The following is a 24,288-nucleotide window of genomic DNA, read 5'->3' on the forward strand; positions in this document are numbered from 1 at the left end:
TAATCACAAAGGTACGACAAATTGATTCATTTTCCAAGAAATGACTCCCTTAATTTTTATTGCTCGATGATTTCAACAACTTGTAGCCAATGAGTCCGCCAAGGATTGAAGCCATGAAGATACCAATCTTTGCTTGCGTGAGCATCATCTCCGTTTGAAAGGCAAGAGTTGAGACGAACATCGACATCGTAAAGCCTATAGATGCCAGGAAGCCCAGGCCCATCAATCGACGATTTGACATATCTGCTGGCGTTTTTGCAAAACCAAACTTATTCAACAACCAGGAAATGCCTACCACTCCCAATGGTTTTCCCAATAAAAGTCCCAGCGCAACCCCTATGGTAATATTCGTAGCAAACACTGCTGACCAATCGATGTCCACCAAGTTTACACCAGCGTTGGCAAAAGCAAAGACGGGTAGCACGATAAACGTTACGATTGGGTTCAGATGATGCTCTATCAACTGCAAGGGAGGAATGGCAGTGGTGGTGTCTTTCTGGATATGAGCCAGTATCTCCACTTGCTCTTTCTCGAGCGTCCTCACGTCATTCGACTCGGCCTTGTCGAATCGTCTGGTCAGCTTTCGCACACGATGCAGGAAAGTGTTCTCATCAATTTCCGAGTCAGCGGGAATGGTCATGGCAGCCAGTACGGCAGCAATGGTGGCATGAACGCCCGACAGGAGGAAACAAACCCACACGCCGGCAATGCCCAGCAGGGCGTAGAAGAACAGGTTCTTCACACCTAGTTTGTTACCGATGAACATCAATAGCAGAAAGCCCAAACCCAACAGCACGTTGACTACGGAGATTTCCGAGGTATAGAACAAGGCTATCACGATGACGGCTCCCAGGTCGTCAACAATAGCCAAAGTTGTTAGAAACACCTTGACGGATGATGGCACGCGACTACCTAACAAGCTAACCACGCCCAGGGCGAAAGCAATATCGGTTGCCATGGGTATGGCCCATCCCACCGCCTCTTCTGTGCCAGCGTTGAACGAAAGATAAATCGCCGCGGGAATCAGCATACCTCCCACAGCAGCTCCTATTGGCAAAACCGTGTTGCGCAGGTCGGCCAACTCGCCAGCAATAAACTCGCGCTTCAACTCTAACCCTACCAGGAAAAAGAACACGGACATCAGTCCATCGTTAATCCAGTGGTGAAGGGTGAAATTAAAATACGAATCACCATTCCATAAGAACCCAAATGTCTGTTGGAAAAAGTCGTGATAGCTTGGTCCTAATGCCGTATTGGCCAACACCATGGCCAACAGAACGCTGATGGCCAGCACGATGCCGCCCGACTTCTCCTGCCCCATAAACAGTCTTACGGGTTCTAATACCTTATTATTTATCCTGGTTGCAATCTGATTTTTATTCATCTCTATGTTTTTTCGGGTTAGCTTTTTATTCACGGCCAGCCTTCAATCCGCACACAAAACCGCTCCATGGCGACTGATAGATGTTGCCGCACAAACGCTCGGGACTACCTACCCAACCACGACTCGGGATTGAGTTTGGCTGTCCCGTTCCGCAATTGGAACTGCAAAATGTTATCCCGTCCGACAGTTCCAAGCACTTGACGGGTCTTTACTTTCTGTCCTTGAGAAACGCTAACCGACCCCAAGTTGCAATACACTGAAATATACGAGCCATGGCGAACCATCACCACCGTCGTGCCTGCATAAGACATCACGGCACTCACCTCGCCGTCATAAATAGCCCGTGCCTTGCAACCAGGGCTTCCCAGGATATTGACACCTTTATTATCAAGCGTTACATTCTTCAATCCCTCCACATTGTACTGCCCGAAATGGCTCACGATGCGGTACCCACCAGTAATCGGGATGGGCAAACGTCCGCGATTAGCCTCAAACCCTCCTGACAACATACGATCTACCGAACTCATCTTAAGACTCTCATCAGCGCGCTTCTGCGCCCTGGCGATGGTCTCCCTGTTGCGCACTGCGTCACTGGCAGCCTTGCGCTCGGCAGCCTCACGGGCTGCTTGAGCCTCGCGGGCAGTTTGTTCTGCGGCCGAACTGGCTTCTGCTGCTGCCTTTGCCTGTGCAGCCGGTTTCTCCTGTTGAGCCTTCTCTGCGGCGGCTGCGGCAGCACGTGCCTCGGCTTTCAGGCGTTCCTCACGCTCTTTGGCCTCAGCTATCCTGCGCTCATTCTCACGGGCAGCAGCCTCGGCTTCGGCCTTCTTTCGTGCCAGTTCGGCCGCTCTTTTGCGTGCAGCCTCTGCTAGTGCGGCCTTCCGTTTGGCCTCAGCTTCTGCTCGAGCCTTGGCTTTGGCCACCTCGATGGCAACCAACTTATCAATCTGGGCGTTGAGCGCAGCATCTTTCTTGCGCTGCTGGGCAATAACGTTTTGAATGGTTTTCTGCTGCTTTTGCAGGTTACTAACCATCTGCTTCTGTTCCACCTGCTGCCCCTCAAGGGTTTGTTTTTCTTTCCTTCCCTGATAGAGGAGGTGGCTTTTCCTTCCCTTAGCATTCTGCAATTGTACATGCTTTTCTTCCACCTGCGCCTGCTTGGCTTTCAAACCTTCGCCCTGTGCGCGCTGATAAGTGGCATAGTCGCGCACAAACTGAAAGCGACGGTACATCTGAGCAAAGTTTTTCGCCGAGAAGATAAACATGATTTTATCCTGAATGGTATGGCTGCGCGTCATGTAGGCCATCGACTTGATGTACTTTTGTTTGCGCTCTGCCAATTGCGTTTGCAGCGTTTGCAGCTGCGACTTGATGATATCTATATTCCCATTCAAATGATGGATGTCGGCCTCAATGCTGTCGATATTTTTCTGTCTATCGTTAATCGCCGTGTTGAGAATCATCAAATCTTGCAACCTTTTCTTCACATCCGACTGGTTGGTACGCAACGCTCTTTCCTGTTGCTTAATCTTCTTCTGAATCTGACTGCGCTGACTTTCCAATCCTTTGATGGATGAATTGGAATATCGAGCTGTCTTTGTCGACTTTTTCTTGGTTGTTTTTTTCTTCTTGGTCGTGGTTTTTGTGGTTCTTGTCCGCTGTTTCGTAGGCGTACGTTTCTTCTGTGCCGGCAGCGAAACCGTCAAAGCCAATGCTAAGAGTATAATTAAATAACGTTTCATTTACCTGTTTAATAGTTTGCCTAATACCGCCTTTACATCCATCTGCTTGTACCGACTAGAGACCGTGGAACGCTCTTCCCAATTGCTGTCTGTCTGTACATCATTCATGTCAATGGTCACTTGGCCTTGTTGCGGTGTCTTGGTAGCGGTGGTTATGAAGGAGAACACCTGCTTGGCAGGAAACTGTTTCACACCAACGGCCTTAAAATTGTCGTAATTCCAGGTCAAGGTTGACTTCCCGTGTTGGTTACTTTGGTAGGAAACCACGGTAGACAAGATGCGTCCATTGGTTCTATGGGCATTCCAACGATATTCCATGCTGCCCTTTTTCAGCAACAATGGTACGGTTTCACCCATGGGCGACAGGCGCACATCGAACGACTTCAGGTCTGATTCGCTGACCTTTTCTTTCCCGGGAACCAACAACTGATTCCAGAAGAGTGCCTGCAAGCTGTAGAATGTCAGACCATTATCGCGCAAGAAATCCAACTCACGATAGTCGGCTCGCACATACTCTTTGTGCATACGGTCTATGATAAGCACGCCATCGGGGGTGAATTCAATCCGTCCCACCTCTGTCCCCAAAAAGGGAATGAACACTTGCAGACGAATCACCTTGTCCTTCCGCATGCGTACAGAGCCTGGCGCAGAAATCCTTTTGCCACCTCGGGTAAGACTAAACGTCATGTTCCCAACGATGTTTTGCGCGTATACCTGATTATCATACACACGCTGCACGAAAGCCAGCTCTTGCATATCCTCGGCAATACCGGGCTTGACAGCACTTGTATGAGGTTCTTTTCCTGGCAAGGGTTCCTTGACAACAGCTTTTTTGGAGGCACAAGATGCCAGCAACAAGACAGCGCACACGGTCAAAACCCCATGGAGTATTTTATTCATTTCTTGATGTATTTCTTCTGTTTAATCTTCCGTTCAATCAGGGCTTGATCATCTTTTGAGGCTAGTTTCAAGGCCTCTTGCCAATATTTCAGCGCCTGATCGATGTTTCCATTCATGGCATAAATATCCCCGGCATGCTCAATGATGACGGCGCTTTGCACGGAATCGGTATCATTCTTCAGCGCCTGATCAATGTATAACTTTGCCTCGGTGTATCGCTCTTGCATGAACAGTATCCAAGCGTAGGTGTCCAGATACGTCGCATTGTTAGGCGATGCCGTTACCGTTTTATAACTCATTTGCTCTGCCCGCTTTAAATTCTGACCATCTTCACTTAGAAAATAAGCATAATTGTTCAAGCAGGCAATGTTGTCATCCTTCCATTGCAGACAACTGTCGTAGGCCGCAAAAGCCCCCTGTTGGTCGCCTTGCTGGTGCAACAAATCGCCCATCATGGAATAAAACTCGCTCACCAATTCGGTATCGCTCTTGTCGTTGATGGTACTCACGCCGCGTTTAAGGGCATCAATGGCCTTGGGTTGCTCGTCTTGCTGCACATGGGCCCAAGCCATGTAGTAGTAATAAGCCATCTCGTCGGGCGTAAACTGCGCGCCTTCTTCACAAAGGGCAATGATTTTCTTCCAGTTTTTTCCAGGCAGATACATGCGCAACAACTGCAAACGAGCAGGCGAGTTGTCGGGCGCAATGTCAATGACGTGTTGCAAGGCTGCCATCACCGTGTCTTGCGGCATCTTCTTCAAACTCATGTAGGCGGCTGCTAAGGAAGCGATGTCAGCATCTTTGGGATGAACTTTCATCATGCGCTTAAACAGATTGAGCACCTCTGTACTGTCGCCCTTGTGGTCTTCATTGTCCCGAATCACTTGCTGTAGCATCGTCATCTTGGTCTGAATCTCCGTGTCCTTACTCATCAAGATGCGGTCTCTCAGCGCGATAGCCTTCTCTTTGTCACCCACCTGGTTATGATAATCGTATAGCGAAGCCAACACAAAGCCTTTATCGGGTTCCTCTTCCAAGGCCTGGGTGAACAGTTTATAAGCCTTCTTTTGTCCGCCATGCTGCATGAGCCAATTGCCTAACATCACCCTGTAGTTCACGTCATTGGGATGACTGTCGGCCAGTTGTTGCAAGGTTTTGCGAGCCGATTCCTTATCACCCATCATCTCATAAACGCTCATTTTCGAAAGCGTAAGTTCCTCATTGGTTCCTTCAGCCTGCTCGATACGCTCCAAAACAGAAAGCATCTTGTCGTAATTTTTCTGCTGATTGTACAACTGTCCCAAGATGCTGAGCACATCCGTGCGCTGATGATTGTTTTCATACAGACGCTCGTAGGCGGCGATGGCCTTGTCGAAAGCACCCGTTCCGATGTAATATTGCGCCACCCGCTCTTGGTAATGACTGTTTTCCGGTTGCAAGGCAGCCGCCTTCTCGAACTTCTCCAGTGCCAGCGTATCTTTCTTTTGTTGGGCCAACAAGCGCCCTTGCGCATAATAAGCTTCGGCTCCCTGTGGATGGAGGGTCAAGCACTGGTGCAGTAAACTATCTGCCAACTCCAGCTTACCTGCATTCAGTTGACTAACAGCCTCAAGGAAGAGATAGTGGTATTGTGACTGCTTGTCCTCAAACAGCATTTTCTTCAAATCCGCTTCGGTCAGCGGTTTGCCTTCTGGCTCCTGTGCCCAAGCTGGCAAGGCCAAGCTCATCAGCATCCAGCCCACAAGCAAACAGCAAAGAATGTGATTCAAACTAATTTTCAAGTTTTGCTTCATCATATTGACGCTTGCCTATTTCACACCCGTGTGGCCATAGCCTCCCGTTCCACGTTCGGTCTCATCCAGCTCCTCCACTTCGACGAAATGCCCTTGTTCGTGTCGTGCTATCACCATTTGGGCAATGCGCTCACCATCGCGAATAACAAATTCTTCCTGCGAGAAATTCACCAACAGCACCATCACCTCGCCCCGATAGTCGGCATCTATGGTGCCAGGCGTGTTGAGTACCGTGATGCCATGCTTCAACGCCAACCCGCTACGAGGCCGAACCTGAGCCTCGAATCCCTCTGGAAGAGCGATGAAAAGCCCCGTAGACACCAGCTTTCGTTCCATCGGCTTCAACACGATGGAAGCCTCAAGGTTGGCTCTCAAATCCATTCCTGCACTCTGACTGGTGGCATAAGCAGGCAACTGCTGATGACCTTTATTGATGACTTTTATCTGTATCATAACTATTCAATAATGTGCAAAAATAAGGAATAATCGCCATAAAGTGGCATTATTACTATTAAAAAGAACCAAATTACGCAAATTTCCACTACTTTTGCGTTATGAAATGGCAAAAATTAATTTCCAACAAAAGGCTTGGACAAGAGCTCAAGCACACCGAACGTCATGACGACCGGTCGGAGTTTAAACGCGACTACGACCGTCTTATTTTCTCGGCACCGTTCAGACGCATGCAGAACAAGACGCAAGTGTTTCCCCTACCCGGTTCCATCTTCGTGCACAACCGCCTCACCCACTCGTTGGAAGTGGCCTCGGTGGGCATGTCGCTGGGCAATGACGTAGCTGCACAACTGTGCGAGAAGCATCCCGAACTGCGTGGAACGACGTTTGAACAGATAGGAACCATCGTCAGTGCGGCCTGTCTGGCACACGACATGGGCAACCCTCCGTTCGGACACAGCGGCGAGAAAGCCATCCAAACCTTCTTCACCGAGGGTGCCGGAACCTACTTGCAGGAGCGCGTAAGAGAACGATTCTGGGACGATATCACCCACTTCGAAGGTAACGCCAACGCCTTCCGACTGCTTACGCACCGGTTCAACGGTCGGCGAATAGGCGGCTTCGTGATGACCTACTCCACCCTGGCCAGCATCGTGAAATATCCATTTGCCAGCAGTCTGGCAGGGAGTCACCGAAAATTTGGTTTCTTCTCATCCGAAGAAGACACCTACGTCAAGGTGGCAGAAGAACTGGAAATTAACAAACTCTCTGAACCACACCAACCCTTACGGTATGCACGTCACCCGCTGGTTTATCTGGTTGAGGCTGCGGATGATATCTGCTACGAGATCATGGACATTGAAGACGCCCATAAACTCAAGATTCTCTCATACGAAGAAACAGAGCATTTGCTCATGAATTTCTTTGCCCCAGAGATGCAAGATCACATCCGACAACGCATCAAAGACGAGGGCGTGACCGACAACAACGAAAAGGTGGTGTATATGCGGGCCTCGGCTGTGGGCAAACTGGTTAACGAATGCGTGGAAGCCTTCGTGGCAAACGAGGAAGCGATACTGGACGGTACGCTACAAGGCTCGCTCATCGACCACATCAGTGAGCTACAGCGTAAGGCTTACAGGCAATGCGCAGAACTGTCGTACGAGCGCATCTACCACAGCAAACCCGTGCTGGATGTGGAGCTGGCGGGTTATAAAATCATGCAGACACTTATGCAGACGCTCATCGAGGCGGCCGTCAATCCCGACCGTTTCTATTCGCAACAGCTCATGCGGCGATTCAGTAGCCAGTACGACATACAAAGTCCTGACCTTGAAACGCGCATCATGGCCGTGATTGACTATATCAGCGGCATGACCGATGTCTATGCCTTGGACATCTATCAGAAGATTAACGGCATATCCCTACCAGTTATTTGATGCCAGAAGTGCCACGACTCGCTGCTCACTCTACAAACATCCTTTACAACACAATGATATAGAGCCCCTTACAAAAGAATTGACTTTGACTATCAAACACATTGACTTTGACTGCCAATAGCATTGACCTTACTTGGCAAACCCATTGACCTTGCCGCGGCAGGGCATAGACACCTTGATTTGTGTCATAACGATACACAACACCTAACGCAAAATACTCCAAATACAAGAAAATATCAATGTTGTTCAATAATATCCCTTTTTACTTGGAGTTATGGTATGAAATTCTTAATTTTGAGCATCCTAACAATAATACCTTCCATTTTACGGCAGAATTTACCTGTAAGAATGGGCAAGACGAATTCCGTCCCGATGCTTGACAGCTTGAAATTTAATGAGAATATACAGTAAAGGATATGGTAACAAAAGATGAGGTTCTTGAACTTTTACGCAGCACAGAAACCTACAGAATAGAGCGTACAATTTCTACAGGCGACATGGATAAGTTTCAGGAGGCTATTTGTGCATTTTCAAATGATTTACCGAACTGTCGGAAAAAAGGTTATCTTATTTTAGGCGCTCATGACAATGGAACTTTATCTGGGCTAAGGGTAGATGATACCTTGATGAAGAAAATAGCGGGGATTCGTTCTGACGGCAATATACTTCCTTTGCCGATTATGTCTGTAGAAAAGTTTGAGTTTGATGAAGGCGATTTGCTTGTCGTAGAGGTGTCACCCGCTTTGATTCCGCCGGTTCGTTATCGTGGACGCACCTTTATACGTATAGGACCGCGTCGGGATATTGCCACAGAGTCAGAAGAAAGAGTGCTTTTGGAAAAAAGGACATCTTATATGGCTACATTCGATGCCATGCCTTGTTTCGGTTCATCACTAAAGGATGTTGATGTCCAGCTTATAAAGCAGGAATATCTCCCACAGATAATAGAAACTGGTATCCTGATAACGGATAATAGGTCTTTACAAGAACAATTAGCAGCAATCCATCTTTATGACATTGCCAACGATTGCCCTACAAATGCCGCCATTATTCTTTTCGGGAAAAATGCCTCTTTCTTCCTGCATGGTTGTTATGTTCAATATGTGCATTTCGCAGGAGAGGACACAGGAAGTGAGATTCTTAACGAAAGACAGATTCGTGGCAGTCTGTGTTCAATACTGCCTAAGCTGGAAAGCTTTGTGAAAGATGCTATCGTCACAGCACGTCCGATGCCTGTGAGTATGCTGAGAGAACAGATTGTGTTTAACTACCCTGAGTTGGCACTTCGGGAGTTGCTGATGAATGCCTGTATGCACCGAGACTATCAGTCTAACATGCCTATCAGAATATACCAGTTTAGTAATCGGATTGAAATTCTCAATGCAGGAGGCTTGTATGGAGAAGCTCGTCCCGAAAACTTCCCAACAGTCAACGATTATCGAAACCCTATCATCGCTGAAGCTATGCGTGGAATGAAATACGTGAATATGTTCAATCGAGGCATTCAGCGTGTCAAAACCATGCTAAGAGACAACGGAAATCCAGAACCTGTCTTCAATGTAGGTAAAATTACAGCTTTCGAAGTGATGGTGCAACCATCTTTGTCACTTAACTTAGTCACTGACGGAGAAAAAGTGACTAAGTCAGCGACTAAGTCAACAGAAACGATGAACGAGGTATTGGCTTTCTGTGAACGCCCTAAAAGTCTCACGGAGATTATGGCGCACTTGGGACTTAAGCACCGTAATAACGCTAAAAGTCGATATATCGACCCTTTGATAGAGAATGGATTTCTTGAAATGACAATACCAGAAAAGCCCAACAGCAGAAATCAAAAGTATGTGCGGGCTTTATCTTAGTCACTTATCTTAGTCGTTTAGAAGTGACTAAGTCGCCTTTTCGGTAATTGAATTACCGAAATACTTTTTTCAAAGGCGGTTCTCTTCATTTGTGATTTGTTTGATACACCCTCATAGGTGCACGTTGAAGAACTACGCCCTGTAGAGGCAAAATTGTTCTGACGAAGTTGACGAAGCCAGGTAAACAGCTACACTTCCGATACAGGGCAACTTGGGCAGCATGAGGAAAGCGTGCCTACCCCTGGCTAATCAAGGGGCTGGCACGCTTCGATTACGGCGACGCACCGCCTTTGCGGTGCGTCGAATGAAGTCTATTTTAATACTTGTCCTTAGGCGTATTGCCCATGGTCACATCCAGCGTGCCGCCCTCGGCGAAGGTTGCGAACGGCAAGTAAGTGCTATCAAGCGTCTTTCCGTTGAGCTTGTATTCCTGCACATAGATATTCTCTTTGCTGTTGTTGCTCACGTTGATGACAAACTTGTCACCCTTATAATAATCCTTGTTCAGACGAATGGTAATCTTGTCGAACAAAGGACTGCCTAAACCAAAGGACGGTTGCTCGGCTGTGAGTCCCTTGACATCGAACATACCGATGGACGACTGTACGAACCAAGCGCCCAACTGGCCCTGGTCTTCATCCTGTCCGTAGCCGTAGCCATGGATTCCATCTGTGCCATAGAACTCGTCCAAGATGGCACGCACCCACTTCTGGGTGTGCGATGGCTTGCCAGCCTCGTTGAACATCCATGAGATGTGCAGACAAGGTTGATTGCCTTGGTTGTAAAGCGTCTTCAATCCAGCGAAAGCACCCACCTCGGTACCACCGCTGAAGATGAGCTTCTGCGATTGGGTGAAGATGCTATCCAAGCGGTTGTTGAACTCTTCGGCACCCACTTTAGCCACCAACGCTTTGGCATCGTGCGGTGCATAGAACGTGTATTGCCAAGCATTGCCTTCCTGGAAGCCGCGCCATACCTGCATCGGGTCAAAATTCTCAATGAAGCTGCCATCGGCCTTCTTCGGACGAACGAAGTTGGTTGACGTATCATAGATGCGTTCCCAGCCCTTGGAAAGATCCATCAACTTCTTATAGTCGTCTGTCTTTCCCAATGCCTTGGCCATCTGTGCGGTAGCCCATGCGCCAAAAGCATACTCCAATGTGTGCGAAGCAGAGAACATGAACATTTCGTCTGATCCTTCACCCGTGTCCTGATGTGGCACATAACCGTGTTCTACAAAGAGTTTGGTATCGGTCTTTCCAGCACCAAATGGTCGGTTCTCACCATCCAACTCGTTCTTGCGGCAGGCCTCGTAGGCAAGATTCACATCGAAATCACGGATTCCACAAGCATAAGCCGCTGCAATCATCAAGCTCAACTGATTGGTTCCTACGCCCGATACATAACGGCTATTGGCCAGTCCATCGCCCAACCATCCACTGTCTTTGTATACCTGAAGATGACTGCTGATGAAGTCGGACATGTGCTCGGGATAGGCCATGATCCACACTTGGTTGAGATTCCACTGTGCTCCCCACATGGCATCGGTATTGTAGAGGTTGAAAGCAGGTTTGCCATCCTTCATCTCAATTTGGCCAACGGTACCATCGTGTTTGGGGTAAGCGCCGTTTACGTCACTGGCAATACCACGACCCAAGATGGCATGATACAATCCTGTGTAGAATTTCACCTTATCATCCTTGTTCGTTGTTTCAACCGCAATGCGACTCAAATGCTCATTCCAAGCCTCATGCGACTGCTCCTTAGCCTCGTCAAAAGCCAAGTCCTGCGCCTCAGCCTCAAGGTTCTTCTGGGCATTCTCCACCGAAGTGTAGGACACACCCACCTTTACGGTAATCTTTTCCTGATCAGTTGTCTCGAACGTCAGATAAGCACCCGCGCCCAAACCCGTAGTGGACAGCGAGTCAGCTTTAACGGTTTCGCCGTTGAAAGTACCTACCCCAACAGGTTTCTTGTCGACAACGGCATGGAAATACAAGGGGACTTCGGCGCCCGGCTGGTATTTCTTTACATACTCAGGCAGGGTGATCACCCAGCCTTCGACTACGGTTCCGTTATCCTTAATCTGTACTGAGGCATCCTTCACGGCACCACTTTCGCCCTGGCGGTTACCGATATCAAAGAGGATTCGGCTCTCCTTGCTGGCCGGGAAGGTATACCGCTGGAAGGCAACACGCGTGGTGGCCGTCATTTCGGCCGTCACATCATAGTCCTTGAGTAGCACAGAGTAGTAGCCAGCCGTGGCCACTTCATCATCGTGCGAGAAGCGTGAGCGATAGCCTTTACGCTCGTCCGTCATGGCAGTGTCGCCAGGTACGGTGAACAATTTGCCCACGGTGGGCATCAACGTGATGCCTCCAATCTGGAACTCGTGCAGGCAGGGGAATCCCTCGATACTGGTGTCACGATAATCATAACCCGTAGCCTCCCAGCCAGACTTATTCCCATAATGTCCATTGGTTGATGGCCCGGGCTTAGCCATGCCGAAAGGTAAGGCACCGGGAGCCATGTGGAAATAACGACAGTGCGCCGTTCCGATGCGTGGCTCTACATAGTTTGTCAGGTCTTCTGTTGTTGCATTGTCAGTTTTCGTACAGGACATCATGCCAAAAATGCCGGCGAAAGCCAGTAATGCCATTGAAATTTTTCTCATGTCTGTTGGTTCTTGTTAGTTAATAATAGTGAATTAGCTAAATGTATACGCCACCTCCTACAGTTTGAATCATGCAGATTCTGACTATTGAAGATGGTGCAGATGAACAAGCATGCGCATGCCAGTCACTACAAATTGTAACTTTTGGCTGCTTATGACTTGTTGTTGTTTTCCTTGTAAATAATGTTGTTGACGCCCGAAGTGATTTCAAGCGACTCGCGATGCTCCTTGATGAAACTATCGATATGGCGCACACGTTTGTCCTCCAATATCTCGTCTACCGAAATCAGGATTCCCGTTTCTTCCACATCACCGAACCCATTGTTGATGGCAGTGCCAAACAGTTTCATCGTAGGACTTAACCCCATGTAGGCATTAACCAAGGGAGGGATGTTGTATCCCAATTGACGTATCTCTCTGTTGAGGATTCTGTAATCTGACTTGAAATCCGTTTCAGAGAACAACTTTTCCAATTCTTTGGGATCTTCCTGTAACTCCAAAGGATTTCTCGGCACGATAAGATGATCCTTGTCGTCAAAATGTTTCTTCAAAAAATACAAAATCATGTCACGTCCCCTGCGGATATAAGAAGGGTACATCGTCATTTTGCCGAAGAAATACTTGAGATTAGGATTGAGAACGGTCAGTGCACCGAGGCCATCCCACAGGTTGTCCAAGGCGAAGATGCTTTTGGTGTTGCGGCGCACGTTTTGATATTCCAGCGCTACGAAAGACCTTCCCAGCTCTACGGTATAGGGCATGTAGTCTTGAAGAAACTTATCGGAGAAATGGAAAAGGTGGCTGGTGGCCAACTTAGGCTGCCCATTGTCGTCCAATTCCCAGTTGGAACCGTACTGATACCGATAGCCTCCGATAATCTCATCCGCTTCGGGATTCCACACAATCAGCTGCTTGTAACAGTTGTCGCAAGTGTCGAATTCATCGATATCCATGGACTTTCCGGTACCTCCGCCAGCGGTACGGAAGGCTATTTCGCGCAATCGTCCAATCTCCTTCATCACGTTGGGTGAGTCATGGGCAGTGACCACAAAAATTTTGTTGTGGCTTTTGTTCGTCATCCGGAGCCGCTTCTCAGGCGTCAATTCAGCTTTCAACAGCTCCCTATCGATGGGCTGGATAATCTCTTCTTGCATGGTTTCTTAGAGGATTGACGAAGAAGGACCATTCATTGCGAGTATGGGATTCTCTCAAATAAGATCTCTCAACGCTTGATTGATATTTCTGTTATCTCTATTCTGCTGTTTGTGTTGGTTGCAGTTGGTATACTTTGTCTTGTACATACTGCGCCCATTGCTGCGCATTCTTACGCTTGTCAAAGGTTTGCCAGGGTATCGGTTTGCCTATCGTGACGCGGAATGTCTTGTGTCTGTTGCGATACATTTCATCAACTAAGAACAGCATCGCCACGTTAAACTTTAATTTCAGGGCCTTACAGATATTGGCAATACGATAAAACCGGTCTGAGTTTCGTCCCTCAAAATGAATGGGTATCACGTCTCTCTGATATTCAACACTCTTAGTGATGAAGGTTTTCTTCCAGGGAATGTCACGAATTTGACCATTGATTTTACGTGAACAGAGGCCGGCTGGGAACATGATGATGTGGTTGTCACTTTGGAAGGCCGCATCCACCATTGCGGGGAAATTGCGACTTTGCTTACCAGTTTTGTTGATGCCGACGCCTAAAGGGCGCAGTCCCGGCAGGTTCATCAACAAATCATTCAACAGGTATTTGATGCGGCCACCATAATGTCGGCCGATAATAGCGCCCAAAGCGACCCCGTCAGCACCACCTAGCGGATGATTTGATGCGAAGATGTATAGTCGACCGTCTTGTTGATTTGGCAGATTTTCCCTACCTTTGACCTCCAAGGAAACATCCAGATATTGGACACACGCTTCAAGCCAATCAACTCCTGTCAAGTCTTTGCTTTCCCAAAGAAATTGATTCACTTCATCTTGATGGGTAATCTTCTTGAGCCAACGGGTTGCAAAATGTGGAACATATTTAGCCTTGTCGCCTAGTTTACTGCGCAAGATGTCATCGATGTCTATGGTTTTCTTTGTTACGTCACTCATTTAGGTCAAAAAACTTTCTTTGCAAAAATAACATAACTTTTTGTATTATGCCGCTTTTTTATGCAAAAATGTTCAAAAATTATCTAATCTGTTATACCGTTGTCACACGACGAAACAGATGTTTCAAGGAAGTTACAGATATCATTTTGAACGATTGATCTGAGTTAAGTTGAAGCCATCGAATCGAGAAGTTGTAGAGAACAAAATACGTTAAATAAACTAAAAATACAATTTTCTCATCATTTTATGTATGAAAGTGGGGAAATGTGGGGAAAAAGATGTATCTTTGACAACGAATATCGATATGCATATAAAGAGGTACACATGCGATTTTTAGGAAATATAGAAGCAAAGATAGACGCCAAGGGCAGAGTGTTCTTGCCGGCAACGTTCAGGAAAGTACTGCAAGGAGCAGGCGAAGAGAGCCTCGTTCTGCGGAAGGACGTGTTCCAATCGTGCCTCACCCTCTATCCTGAATCGGTATGGAACGCACAGTTAGACACCTTAAGAAGACGCCTTTCACGCTGGAATGCACAAGAACAGCTCATCTTCCGTCAGTTTGTTTCCGACGTTGAGCTGTTGTCACTCGACGCCAATGGACGTTTATTGATACCGAAGCGTTACCTAAAAATGGCAAATATCGAACAAGCTGTGAAATTCATTGGCATGGACGACACCATAGAGATGTGGTGCAACGACGTGACAGAGAAACCTTTCATGCAGCGGGAGGAGTTCGGCAAGGCCCTGCAAGAAATCATGAGTAAAAGCTCGGAGCCAACCAAAGAGACTGAATAAAAATGAGCATCAAGACAGCAGAAACATACCATGTGCCGGTTCTCTTACAAGAGAGCGTTGAGGGGTTGAACATCCAGCCCGATGGGATTTACGTGGATGTAACCTTCGGAGGCGGTGGCCACTCCATGCAGATTCTGCGCCAACTGGGGAAAAATGGCCACTTGTTCAGCTTCGATCAAGATCTGGATGCAGAGAAAAACATCCAACAAGCGGGCAATGAACTGCTGCGACAAGACAATTTTACGTTTGTACGTTCAAACTTCAGATATCTCAAGAACTGGATGCGATACTACGAAATAGAGCAGATTGACGGCCTGTTAGCTGACTTAGGCGTGTCCAGTCATCATTTTGATGACGAAAGTCGGGGGTTCTCTTTCCGCTTCGACGCACCGCTCGACATGCGCATGAACAAGACGGCAAGCATCACAGCTGCCGACATCGTGAACACATATAGCGAAGAACACCTTGCCGATGTGTTCTACCTCTATGGAGAATTGAAAAACGCTCGACGCATCGCATCGCTCCTGGTGAAAGCGCGAACCGAAGAGATGATTGTGACCACACAGGACTTCATTCAAGCCACAGCACCCCTATTCAAGAGAGAACGAGAAAAGAAAGACATGGCCAAGCTGTTCCAAGCCCTGCGCATCGAAGTGAATCACGAGATGGAAGCCTTAAAAGCAATGCTTGAAGGTGCCATGCAACTGCTCAAACCTGGAGGCAGATTGTCTGTCATTACCTACCATTCTTTGGAAGATCGGATTGTTAAAAACATGATGAAGGCAGGCAATGTGGAGGGAAAAATGACGCAGGACTTTTTCGGAAAGATAACAACTCCTTTCTCACTAATCAACAAAAAAGTGATTGTGCCAGCAGAGGATGAGCAGCAACGAAACCCAAGAAGCAGAAGTGCGAAGTTAAGAATCGCTGAAAAGAAGTAATGAAAAAAGAAGATATAGACAAAGAATCAAAACCCATCTTGTCGGTTTCAGAAGGAAAACAACCAGAAGAATCTGCGAACAACCAAAAGGAAGTTGCAGATGAGGGTCCTACACTCAAGGAAGTAATCCTAGAGCAAGCCAGAGAAGGAGAGGCTCCACTGTCCAAGAATTTCACATTGAAGAAGATTCTTGGTGGAGACATTTTGACTACTTCCACCATCCGCAAGCAAATCTGGGTCGTAGTGCTCATCACTTTTTTCATCATCATCTACATTTCAAACCGATACAGCGTACAGCAACACCTCATTGAAATTGACCAGTTACAGAAAGAGTTGCAAGATGCCAGATACAAAGCACTGTCTACCAGTAGTCAACTGACGGAAAAGAGCAGAGAGAGCAATGTGCTCGAAATGTTAAAGAACAATAAGGACAGCGTCCTCAAAATAGCAAACCAACCACCTTACATCATCACCGTTCCTGCAGAATGAATAAGTTTGATTATAAAAAGATAATGCCTCGCTACAGTGCCCTCGCCATCATGATGACACTGATAGCACTTGCCGTGGTTGGTAAAACAATCTACATCATGACAGCCAAGCGCGACTATTGGACCAAAGTGGCCAATCGCGTAAAGCGCGACAGCGTAGACATCAAACCTATGCGAGGCAACATTCTTAGCAGCAATGGTGAACTCATGGCAAGTTCATTACCCGAGTTCAAGGTGTACATGGACTTCAAAACCTTGCATGAGTCAAAAACCGACACGCTATGGGATGAGAAGATTGACTCTATCTGTCAAGGTCTGGCAACCATCTTTCCAGAAAAGCCTGCCAGTGCATTCAGAGCCGAGTTGGAAGAGGGAAGGAAGAAACAAAGCCGCCATTGGCCCATTTGGAAAAAGCGCATCGACTACAACACTTTCACAGATGTGAAAGCGTTGCCGTTGTTCAATCTTTCTAAATATTCCAGTGGTTTCCACTACGAAGAATTCAATGCGCGACAACGCCCCTATGGTTCGCTTGCTGGAAGAACCGTGGGTGCCATGTATGGAGCTAAAGACACGGCGCGGTTTGGACTTGAGTTGTCCTACGATTCCATCCTCCGTGGGAAGAATGGCATCGTGCACCGTCGCAAGGTGCTCAACAAGTTTCTTGACATCATGGACACACCTCCTGTCGATGGAGCAGACATTGTCACAACCATTGACGTTGGCATGCAAGACCTTGCTGAAAGAGCTGTCATCAACGAGTTGAAGAAAATCAACGGAAATGTTGGCGTGGCACTGGTCATGGAGGTGGCTACTGGCGACATCAAGGCCATCGTCAACATGGAGAAATGCTTTGATGGTGAATACCGAGAAGTAAAGAATCATGCCGTCAGCGACTTGCTGGAACCAGGATCTGTGTTTAAAGTTGCCTCGATTATGACAGCACTTGATGACGGCGTTGTAGACACCACGGCCAGAGTAGAGACTGCTGGTGGCGTTTGGCCGATGTATGGCAGACACATGAAAGACCACAACTGGCGTAGGGGCGGCTATGGTTTGTTAACGCTTCCACAGACTCTTTTATACAGTTCCAACATCGGTGTTAGTCGCATTATCGATGACAACTATAAAGATAATCCCGAGAAATTCGTGCGGGGAATCTATCGAACGGGGCTGGCTGACAACCTAAATATTCCGCTCGTTGGTTCATCTCCTGCCGTCATCCGGCTGCCTAAGAAAAACAAACGCGGCCAATGGCTCAACTGGAGCAAGACTGCTTTGCCCTGGATGAGCATCGGTTACGAAACGCAAATTCCACCTATTTCCATGATCACGTTTTACAATGCCATCGCCAACAACGGCAAGATGATGCAACCGCGCTTTGTAAAAAAGGTGGTAAAAAATGGAGAAGTGTTAATAGAGTTCCCGCCCAAGGTACTCCGTTCACAGATATGCAAGCCCAAAACGCTAGGCGAAATTCAAACAATTCTTGAACATGTAGTCAGCCAAGGATTGGGTAAGAAAGCCGGATCGCCATCCTTCAAGGTGGCCGGCAAAACTGGTACGGCACAAATTTCACAAGGTTCGGGTGGATATAAGGTTGGACGAACCAACTACTTGCTGAGCTTTGCCGGCTATTTCCCCGCCGACAAGCCTCGCTACAGCTGCATCGTTTGCATCCAGAAGTCTGGACTTCCCGCATCAGGGGGTGGCATGAGCGGTGTCGTGTTTCATCACATTTCAGAGGGAATTATGGCTCAAGACCTCAAACTTGACGTAAAAGACGCCAAAGATTCCACATCGATTTTGTTGCCAGATGTAAAAAATGGCAATGTCCTCGCAGCCAACTATGTGCTCAGTCATTTGGGAATTAATGCCAATCAAGATTGGTCAGGCTCATACACCAAGGGCAATCCCATCTGGGGTTCAGCTGAAATACAGAACAACACGGTTGTCAAACTCAGGAAAGTAAAGGTACATGGCCACAAGTTCATCCCCAATGTTGAGGGAATGGGTGCACGTGATGCCGTCTACATCTTGGAGAGCAGAGGCGTAAAAGTCAAGCTCGACGGACGTGGAAAGGTTATCAGTCAGAGTCTGGAACCAGGCCATAGCATCAAGAAAGGCGATGTATGTCACCTGACATTGCAATAAATTTAGCAATACACCACAGTAACATTTATAAGAAATTACCTATATGACATTCAGTGAATTGATTAAAGGCATCAAGACATCTGCCATCATCGGCGAAGCCAATGTCAACATCACAGGCGTGGAAATCGACTCCCGCAAAGTAAAAGAGGGCAACCTGTTCGTAGCCATCAAGGGCACTCAGGTAGACGGGCATCAATACATACCCAAAGCGATAGAGCTGGGAGCCGCCGCTATCTTATGTGAAGAAGCGCCACAACAGCCACAACCAAACGTCACCTACGCTGTGGTGAAATCGACAGAAGATGAAGTAGGGAAAGTTGCCACTCGCTTTTTTGGCGACCCATCCAAACACCTCAAGCTGGTAGGTGTCACAGGTACCAACGGAAAGACCACCGTTGCCACCTTATTATATAATCTATTTAGAAAGTTGGGACATAAGTGTGGACTGCTTTCTACGGTCTGCAATTTTATCGAAGGGCAGGAGATTCCTGCCGACCACACCACCCCCGATCCTATAGAACTCAACGAATTGTTAGCCAAGATGCTGGCTGCCGGCTGCGAATATGTATTCATGGAGTGTTCGTCACACGCCATTGCACAGAAGCGAATCGGCGGACTTACCTTCACGGGAGGCATCTTCACCAACCTTACACGCGACCATTTGGATTATCACAAAACCTTCGAGAACTACCGCAACGCCAAGAAATCATTCTTTGACAGCCTACCCAAGTCGGCTTTTGCCATCACCAACGCTGATGACAAGAACGGCATGGTGATGGTGCAGAACACCAAAGCCAGCGTTAAGACCTACTCCATCCAGTCGATGGCCGACTTCAAAGCGCGCATCATCGAATGCCATTTTCAGGGAATGTACCTGGAGATTGACGGTCAGGAGGTTGGTGTACAGTTCACGGGCAAGTTCAATGTCAGCAACCTGCTGGCCGTTTACGGTGCCGCACGCATGCTGGGCAAGCAACGCGAAGAAACACTCATCGCCATGAGCACCCTGCACACCGTCAACGGGCGCATGGACACGTTACAGTCGCCCGAAGGGTTTACGGCCATCGTAGACTACGCTCATACGCCCGACGCATTGAAGAACGTGCTGTTGGCCATACACGAAGTCGACGGCAAGGGGCATATCATCACCGTTTGTGGTGCCGGTGGCAACCGTGACAAGGGCAAACGTCCACTCATGGCGAAGCAGGCTGTGCAGCTCAGTGACAAGGTTATCATCACCAGTGACAACCCTCGTTTTGAAGATCCACAAGACATCATCAACGACATGTTGGCGGGTTTGGATGCGCAAGACCTGAAAAAGGTACTGACCATCGCAGACCGTAAGGAGGCCATCCGCACGGCCTGCATGCTGGCACAGAAGCAAGACGTGATTCTTGTTGCAGGAAAAGGACACGAAACGTATCAGGAAATCAAGGGCGTGAAACATCATTTTGACGACAAGGAAGTGCTGCGCGACATTTTTGCCCAGTAACATCGTCATTGAACAACAAAATAAACAGCACACAGCATGTTATACTATCTTTTCAGATTCTTAGAACAATACGGCATCTCGGGAGCTCATGTCTGGGGTTACATCTCCTTCAGAGCCCTGCTTGCCCTCATCTTCTCACTGGTCATCTCGGCCTGGTTTGGTGAGCGATTCATCAAGTACCTGCGCAAAAAACAAATTACCGAGACGCAGCGCGACGCCTCCATCGACCCCTTTGGCGTCAACAAAATTGGCGTTCCTTCCATGGGTGGCGTCATCATCATTGCCGCCATTATCATCCCCGTGCTGTTTCTGGGCCGACTCAGAAACATCTACCTCATCCTCATGATCGTGACAACGCTTTGGCTGGGGTTCCTCGGCGGCATGGACGATTACATCAAGATATTCCGCAAAAATAAAGAAGGACTGAAAGGAAAATACAAGATTGTGGGACAGGTAGGCATCGGATTGATAGTCGGACTGGTACTTTGGTCGTCGCCAGACGTCAAGATTAACGAAAATTTAGCTATCGAGCAGCAAGGAAAGGAGATGGTTATTAAGCACCGAACTGATGCGCGCAAGTCGCTCAAAACCACCATTCCGTTTGTCAAAGGGCACAACTTGGATTATTCGGGCGTGATGCGTTGGTGTGGCAAATACAAGACAGCGGCCGGTTGGATATTGTTTGTCGTGATGACCATCATCGTGGTGACGGCGGTTTCGAATGGTGCCAACCTCAACGATGGCATGGATGGCATGTGCGCAGGCAACTCGGCCATCATCGGCGTGGCATTGGGCATCCTGGCCTATGTCAGTTCGCACATCCAGTTTGCCTCGTACCTCAACATCATGTACATACCGGGGTCGCAAGAGCTGGTGGTGTTCATGTGTGCCTTCGTGGGTGCCCTCATCGGTTTCTTGTGGTACAACGCCTATCCCGCGCAGGTGTTCATGGGCGACACGGGCTCGCTGACCATCGGTGGCATCATTGGCGTTTGCGCGGTGATTATTCATAAAGAACTGTTGCTGCCCATCCTTTGCGGCATCTTCTTTGTGGAGAGTGTGAGCGTTATGTTGCAAGTATATTATTACAAAATGGGCAAACGCAAAGGGGTGAAGCAACGCATCTTCAAACGCACGCCCATCCATGACAACTTCCGCACGCAGGATTCGCAACTGGATCCTGACTGCAAATACCTCATCAGAAAACCACATTCGGCCGTACACGAGTCGAAAATCACCATTCGCTTTTGGATCATCACCATCATCCTGGCAACCATGACCATTATCACACTGAAAGTGAGATAGTTACAAACTCATGGAGATTGGAGGCCAAAGTCATGGAGATTGGAGCCTAAAGTCATGGAGATTGGAGGCCAAAGTCAATGACTTTGTACAAGCAACCATAACAACAGCCAAATTAGCGGGTGCAAGTAAATAAGAAAAAGGAGTACAAAACATGAAAAGAATAGTTATTCTCGGAGCAGCAGAGAGTGGAGTTGGAGCTGCCATCTTAGCCCAAAAAGAAGGCTTCGACGTTTTTGTTTCTGACATGGGTGAAATCAAAGACAAATACAAGAAGACGCTGGATGAACACAACATTAGATGGGAAGAAAAGCAACACACCCCCGAACTTATTCTGAATGCTGACGAAATCATCAAGAGCCCGGGCATCCCGAAAGAGGCTCCGATGGTACAGAAGGCCATGGCAAAGGGCATCAGCATCATCAGCGAGATAGAGTTTGCCGGGCGTTACACCCACTCGAAGATGATTTGCATCACGGGCAGCAATGGCAAAACCACCACCACGTCGCTGATTTACCACATCTTCAAGTCGGCTGGCTACGATGCCGGACTGGCTGGCAACATCGGGCGCAGTCTGGCACTGCAGGTGGCCGAGGACCCGCACGAGTACTACATCATCGAGCTAAGCTCGTTCCAGTTGGACAACATGTATAAGTTCAAGGCCGACATCGCCATCCTGCTGAACATCACTCCCGACCACTTGGACCGCTACGACAACTGCATGCAGAACTATGTGGATGCGAAGATGCGCATCATACAGAACCAAACCGCGCAAGACAGCTTTATCTATTGGAACGACGACCCCATCATCAAGCGCGAGCTGAAGAAGTATGACATCAAAGCCGTGCAATGCCCCTTCTCTGAATTAAAGGAGAAAGGCTCCATAGGATACATCGAAGAGGGCGAGTACACCATTGAGAAGCCTACACCATTCAATATGGAACAGGAGGCACTGGCACTCACTGGCAAGCACAACATCTACAACTCGCTGGCCGCAGGCATCGCCACCGACATCGCAGGCATCAGGAACGAGGTCATCAGAAAGAGCCTCAGCGACTTCCCGGGCGTGGAACATCGTCTGGAAAAGGTGTGTAAGGTGGGCGGCGTACAGTACATCAACGACTCGAAGGCCACCAATGTGGATGCCTGTTGGTATGCGCTGGAAAGCATGAGAACGCCCACCATTCTCATTCTGGGCGGTAAGGATAAGGGAAACGACTATGGCCCAATCAAAGATTTGGTGAAAGAAAAGTGCGTTGCTCTGGTGTATCTCGGAGCCGACAACAGCAAACTACACGACAATTTCGACAACTTGGGCATTCCAGTTCGCGACACCCACTCGATGAAAGACTGCGTGGCGGCATGCTACGACTTAGCAAAACCGGGCGACACGGTGCTGCTCAGTCCTTGTTGCGCCAGCTTCGATTTGTTCAAAAACATGGAAGATCGGGGCGACCAGTTTAAAACTTTGGTAAGAAATCTGTAATGGACAAGACGTTAGGAAATATCTTCAAGGGAGACAAGGTCATCTGGATGGTCTTCTTCTTTCTCTGCATCATTTCGGTCATCGAGGTGTATTCGGCCTCTGCCGGACTGACTTACAAGGGTGGACACTATTGGGCTCCCATCGTGAAGCACACGGGCATTCTACTGGTGGGCGTGTTTGCCATGGTGGTAACCCTCAACATCAAGTGCAAGTATTTCAAGATTGTAACCCCCTTCCTACTACTCATAGCCGTCGTCACGCTGATAACGGTTTTACTGGCAGGGCAGTCTACTAATGGTGCCCAGCGATGGATTAGCATCGTAGGCATACAGTTTCAGCCCTCCGAGATTGCCAAAGGCGCGTTGGTACTGGCCACAGCGCAGATACTAAGTGCCATGCAAACCGAGCATGGGGCCGACAAAAACGCCTTTAAATACATTCTCATCGTGAGTGCATTCATCATTCCGCTCATCATGGTAGAGAATCTTTCTACGGCCATGCTGCTGTGCATGGTCATCTTCATGATGATGATCATCGGTCGGGTACCCGGCAAAATCCTTGGGAAAGCATTGGGGGTGGTCACATTGTTGATTCTAACCATCTTCACACTGGTGATGGTTGTGGGGAAAGACCATGAGAAGGAAAACGCCAACCCAAACCATATTGAACAGGTTGCCGTGGCGGAACAAAAGAAAGATCCCAGCATGTTTGGCTCTGTGTTCCACCGCTTTGACACCTGGAAAGGGCGCATCGACCGATTCATAGCAGGCAAGGAGACCTCTCCAGAGGAATTCGATTTGGATAAAGACGCACAGATAGGGCACGCCAACATTGCCATCGTGTCGTCTAACTTCATTGGTAAGGGACCGGGAAACTCTGTAGAACGCGACTTCCTGTCGCAGGCTTTCTCCGACTTCATCTATGCCATCATCATCGAGGAGATGGGCATCTTCGGCGGATTCTTCGTGGCCATGCTGTACATCATCCTGCTTTTTAGAACCGGACGCATCGCCAACCGCTGCGAAAACAACTTCCCCGCTTTCCTCGCCATGGGACTGGCACTATTGCTGGTGACGCAGGCTTTGTTCAACATGTGCGTGGCCGTGGGGCTTGCTCCCGTTACCGGACAGCCGCTGCCACTGGTCAGCAAGGGCGGAACTTCTACCATCATCAACTGCGTGTACATCGGTGCGATACTCAGTGTAAGCCGTTCGGCCAAGAAAAAAGCTGATGCCGACAGTGAGGAGGTGATGTCCGAAAAGCTCGCAACGGCATAGTCTTGTGAGCTAA

At 48.3% G+C, this 24,288-nt stretch carries 18 protein-coding genes; 10 read left to right on the forward strand and 8 right to left on the reverse strand.

Annotated elements, in window-relative coordinates; all coding sequences use genetic code 11:
* Positions 1-49: 49 nt before the first annotated feature.
* The 5 genes from nhaA to dut all read right to left on the reverse strand — a co-directional run bounded on the left by nhaA (position 50) and on the right by dut (position 6,269).
* Positions 50-1,384, reverse strand: coding sequence for a Na+/H+ antiporter NhaA (gene nhaA, locus NQ518_RS07590; protein ID WP_227960227.1), 1,335 nt, complete (start codon positions 1,382-1,384; stop codon positions 50-52).
* 104 nt (positions 1,385-1,488) lie between these two features.
* On the reverse strand, positions 1,489-3,123 hold the full coding sequence (locus NQ518_RS07595) for a murein hydrolase activator EnvC family protein (protein ID WP_227960226.1): 1,635 nt from the start codon (positions 3,121-3,123) through the stop codon (positions 1,489-1,491).
* Positions 3,124-4,023 (reverse strand): DUF4292 domain-containing protein, encoded by a 900-nt coding sequence (locus tag NQ518_RS07600; RefSeq protein WP_227960224.1) that lies wholly within the window; start codon positions 4,021-4,023, stop codon positions 3,124-3,126.
* Positions 4,020-5,819, reverse strand: a complete 1,800-nt coding sequence (locus tag NQ518_RS07605) for a tetratricopeptide repeat protein (protein ID WP_412741271.1) — start codon at positions 5,817-5,819, stop codon at positions 4,020-4,022. The genes NQ518_RS07600 and NQ518_RS07605 overlap by 4 nt, the downstream gene beginning before the upstream one ends.
* A 12-nt stretch (positions 5,820-5,831) precedes the next feature.
* Positions 5,832-6,269 carry a dUTP diphosphatase gene (gene dut / locus NQ518_RS07610; RefSeq protein WP_004348999.1) on the reverse strand — a complete coding sequence of 146 codons (438 nt, stop codon included), beginning with the start codon at positions 6,267-6,269 and terminating at the stop codon, positions 5,832-5,834.
* 101 nt (positions 6,270-6,370) lie between these two features.
* On the opposite strand from dut, the gene dgt reads away from it, so the two are divergent.
* Both dgt and NQ518_RS07620 read left to right on the forward strand, forming a co-directional pair.
* The gene (gene dgt, locus NQ518_RS07615; protein WP_004348997.1) at positions 6,371-7,708 is read left to right on the forward strand and encodes a dGTP triphosphohydrolase; all 1,338 of its coding nucleotides are present in this window, start codon (positions 6,371-6,373) and stop codon (positions 7,706-7,708) included.
* 416 nt (positions 7,709-8,124) lie between these two features.
* Entirely contained in the window at positions 8,125-9,567 is a 1,443-nt protein-coding gene (locus NQ518_RS07620; RefSeq protein WP_227205889.1) for a Fic family protein, read from the forward strand.
* 316 nt (positions 9,568-9,883) lie between these two features.
* Here the strand turns inward: NQ518_RS07620 and NQ518_RS07625 are convergent, their stop codons facing one another.
* From NQ518_RS07625 to NQ518_RS07635, 3 genes are all read right to left on the reverse strand, one after another.
* Positions 9,884-12,241, reverse strand: coding sequence for a GH92 family glycosyl hydrolase (locus NQ518_RS07625; RefSeq protein ID WP_227205887.1), 2,358 nt, complete (start codon positions 12,239-12,241; stop codon positions 9,884-9,886).
* 152 nt (positions 12,242-12,393) lie between these two features.
* Positions 12,394-13,395 (reverse strand): GNAT family N-acetyltransferase, encoded by a 1,002-nt coding sequence (locus NQ518_RS07630; RefSeq protein WP_227205885.1) that lies wholly within the window; start codon positions 13,393-13,395, stop codon positions 12,394-12,396.
* A gap of 97 nt (positions 13,396-13,492) precedes the next feature.
* The gene (locus NQ518_RS07635; RefSeq protein WP_227205882.1) at positions 13,493-14,341 is read right to left on the reverse strand and encodes a 1-acyl-sn-glycerol-3-phosphate acyltransferase; all 849 of its coding nucleotides are present in this window, start codon (positions 14,339-14,341) and stop codon (positions 13,493-13,495) included.
* A 324-nt stretch (positions 14,342-14,665) separates the two neighbouring features.
* Between NQ518_RS07635 and mraZ the strand changes: the two genes are divergently transcribed.
* From mraZ to NQ518_RS07675, 8 genes are all read left to right on the forward strand, one after another.
* Positions 14,666-15,136: a division/cell wall cluster transcriptional repressor MraZ gene (mraZ, locus tag NQ518_RS07640; RefSeq protein ID WP_227205880.1), complete on the forward strand. Its 471-nt coding sequence runs from the start codon at positions 14,666-14,668 to the stop codon at positions 15,134-15,136.
* Between the two features lie 2 nt (positions 15,137-15,138).
* Entirely contained in the window at positions 15,139-16,077 is a 939-nt protein-coding gene (rsmH, locus tag NQ518_RS07645; RefSeq protein WP_227205878.1) for a 16S rRNA (cytosine(1402)-N(4))-methyltransferase RsmH, read from the forward strand.
* Positions 16,077-16,565 (forward strand): FtsL-like putative cell division protein, encoded by a 489-nt coding sequence (locus NQ518_RS07650; protein ID WP_180970769.1) that lies wholly within the window; start codon positions 16,077-16,079, stop codon positions 16,563-16,565. Before rsmH ends, NQ518_RS07650 begins: the two co-directional genes overlap by 1 nt.
* On the forward strand, positions 16,562-18,718 hold the full coding sequence (locus NQ518_RS07655; protein WP_227205876.1) for a penicillin-binding protein: 2,157 nt from the start codon (positions 16,562-16,564) through the stop codon (positions 18,716-18,718). Before NQ518_RS07650 ends, NQ518_RS07655 begins: the two co-directional genes overlap by 4 nt.
* A gap of 43 nt (positions 18,719-18,761) precedes the next feature.
* Positions 18,762-20,210 carry a UDP-N-acetylmuramoyl-L-alanyl-D-glutamate--2,6-diaminopimelate ligase gene (locus NQ518_RS07660; protein ID WP_227205874.1) on the forward strand — a complete coding sequence of 483 codons (1,449 nt, stop codon included), beginning with the start codon at positions 18,762-18,764 and terminating at the stop codon, positions 20,208-20,210.
* A 36-nt stretch (positions 20,211-20,246) separates the two neighbouring features.
* Complete coding sequence (locus NQ518_RS07665; protein ID WP_227205872.1) at positions 20,247-21,515, forward strand: phospho-N-acetylmuramoyl-pentapeptide-transferase; 1,269 nt, start codon at positions 20,247-20,249, stop codon at positions 21,513-21,515.
* A 151-nt stretch (positions 21,516-21,666) separates the two neighbouring features.
* Positions 21,667-22,998: a UDP-N-acetylmuramoyl-L-alanine--D-glutamate ligase gene (gene murD, locus NQ518_RS07670; protein ID WP_227205870.1), complete on the forward strand. Its 1,332-nt coding sequence runs from the start codon at positions 21,667-21,669 to the stop codon at positions 22,996-22,998.
* Positions 22,998-24,275 carry an FtsW/RodA/SpoVE family cell cycle protein gene (locus tag NQ518_RS07675; RefSeq protein ID WP_227205868.1) on the forward strand — a complete coding sequence of 426 codons (1,278 nt, stop codon included), beginning with the start codon at positions 22,998-23,000 and terminating at the stop codon, positions 24,273-24,275. The genes murD and NQ518_RS07675 overlap by 1 nt, the downstream gene beginning before the upstream one ends.
* Positions 24,276-24,288: the final 13 nt, after the last annotated feature.

It is taken from the genome of Hoylesella buccalis ATCC 35310, assembly GCF_025151385.1.
Classification (GTDB): domain Bacteria; phylum Bacteroidota; class Bacteroidia; order Bacteroidales; family Bacteroidaceae; genus Prevotella; species Prevotella buccalis.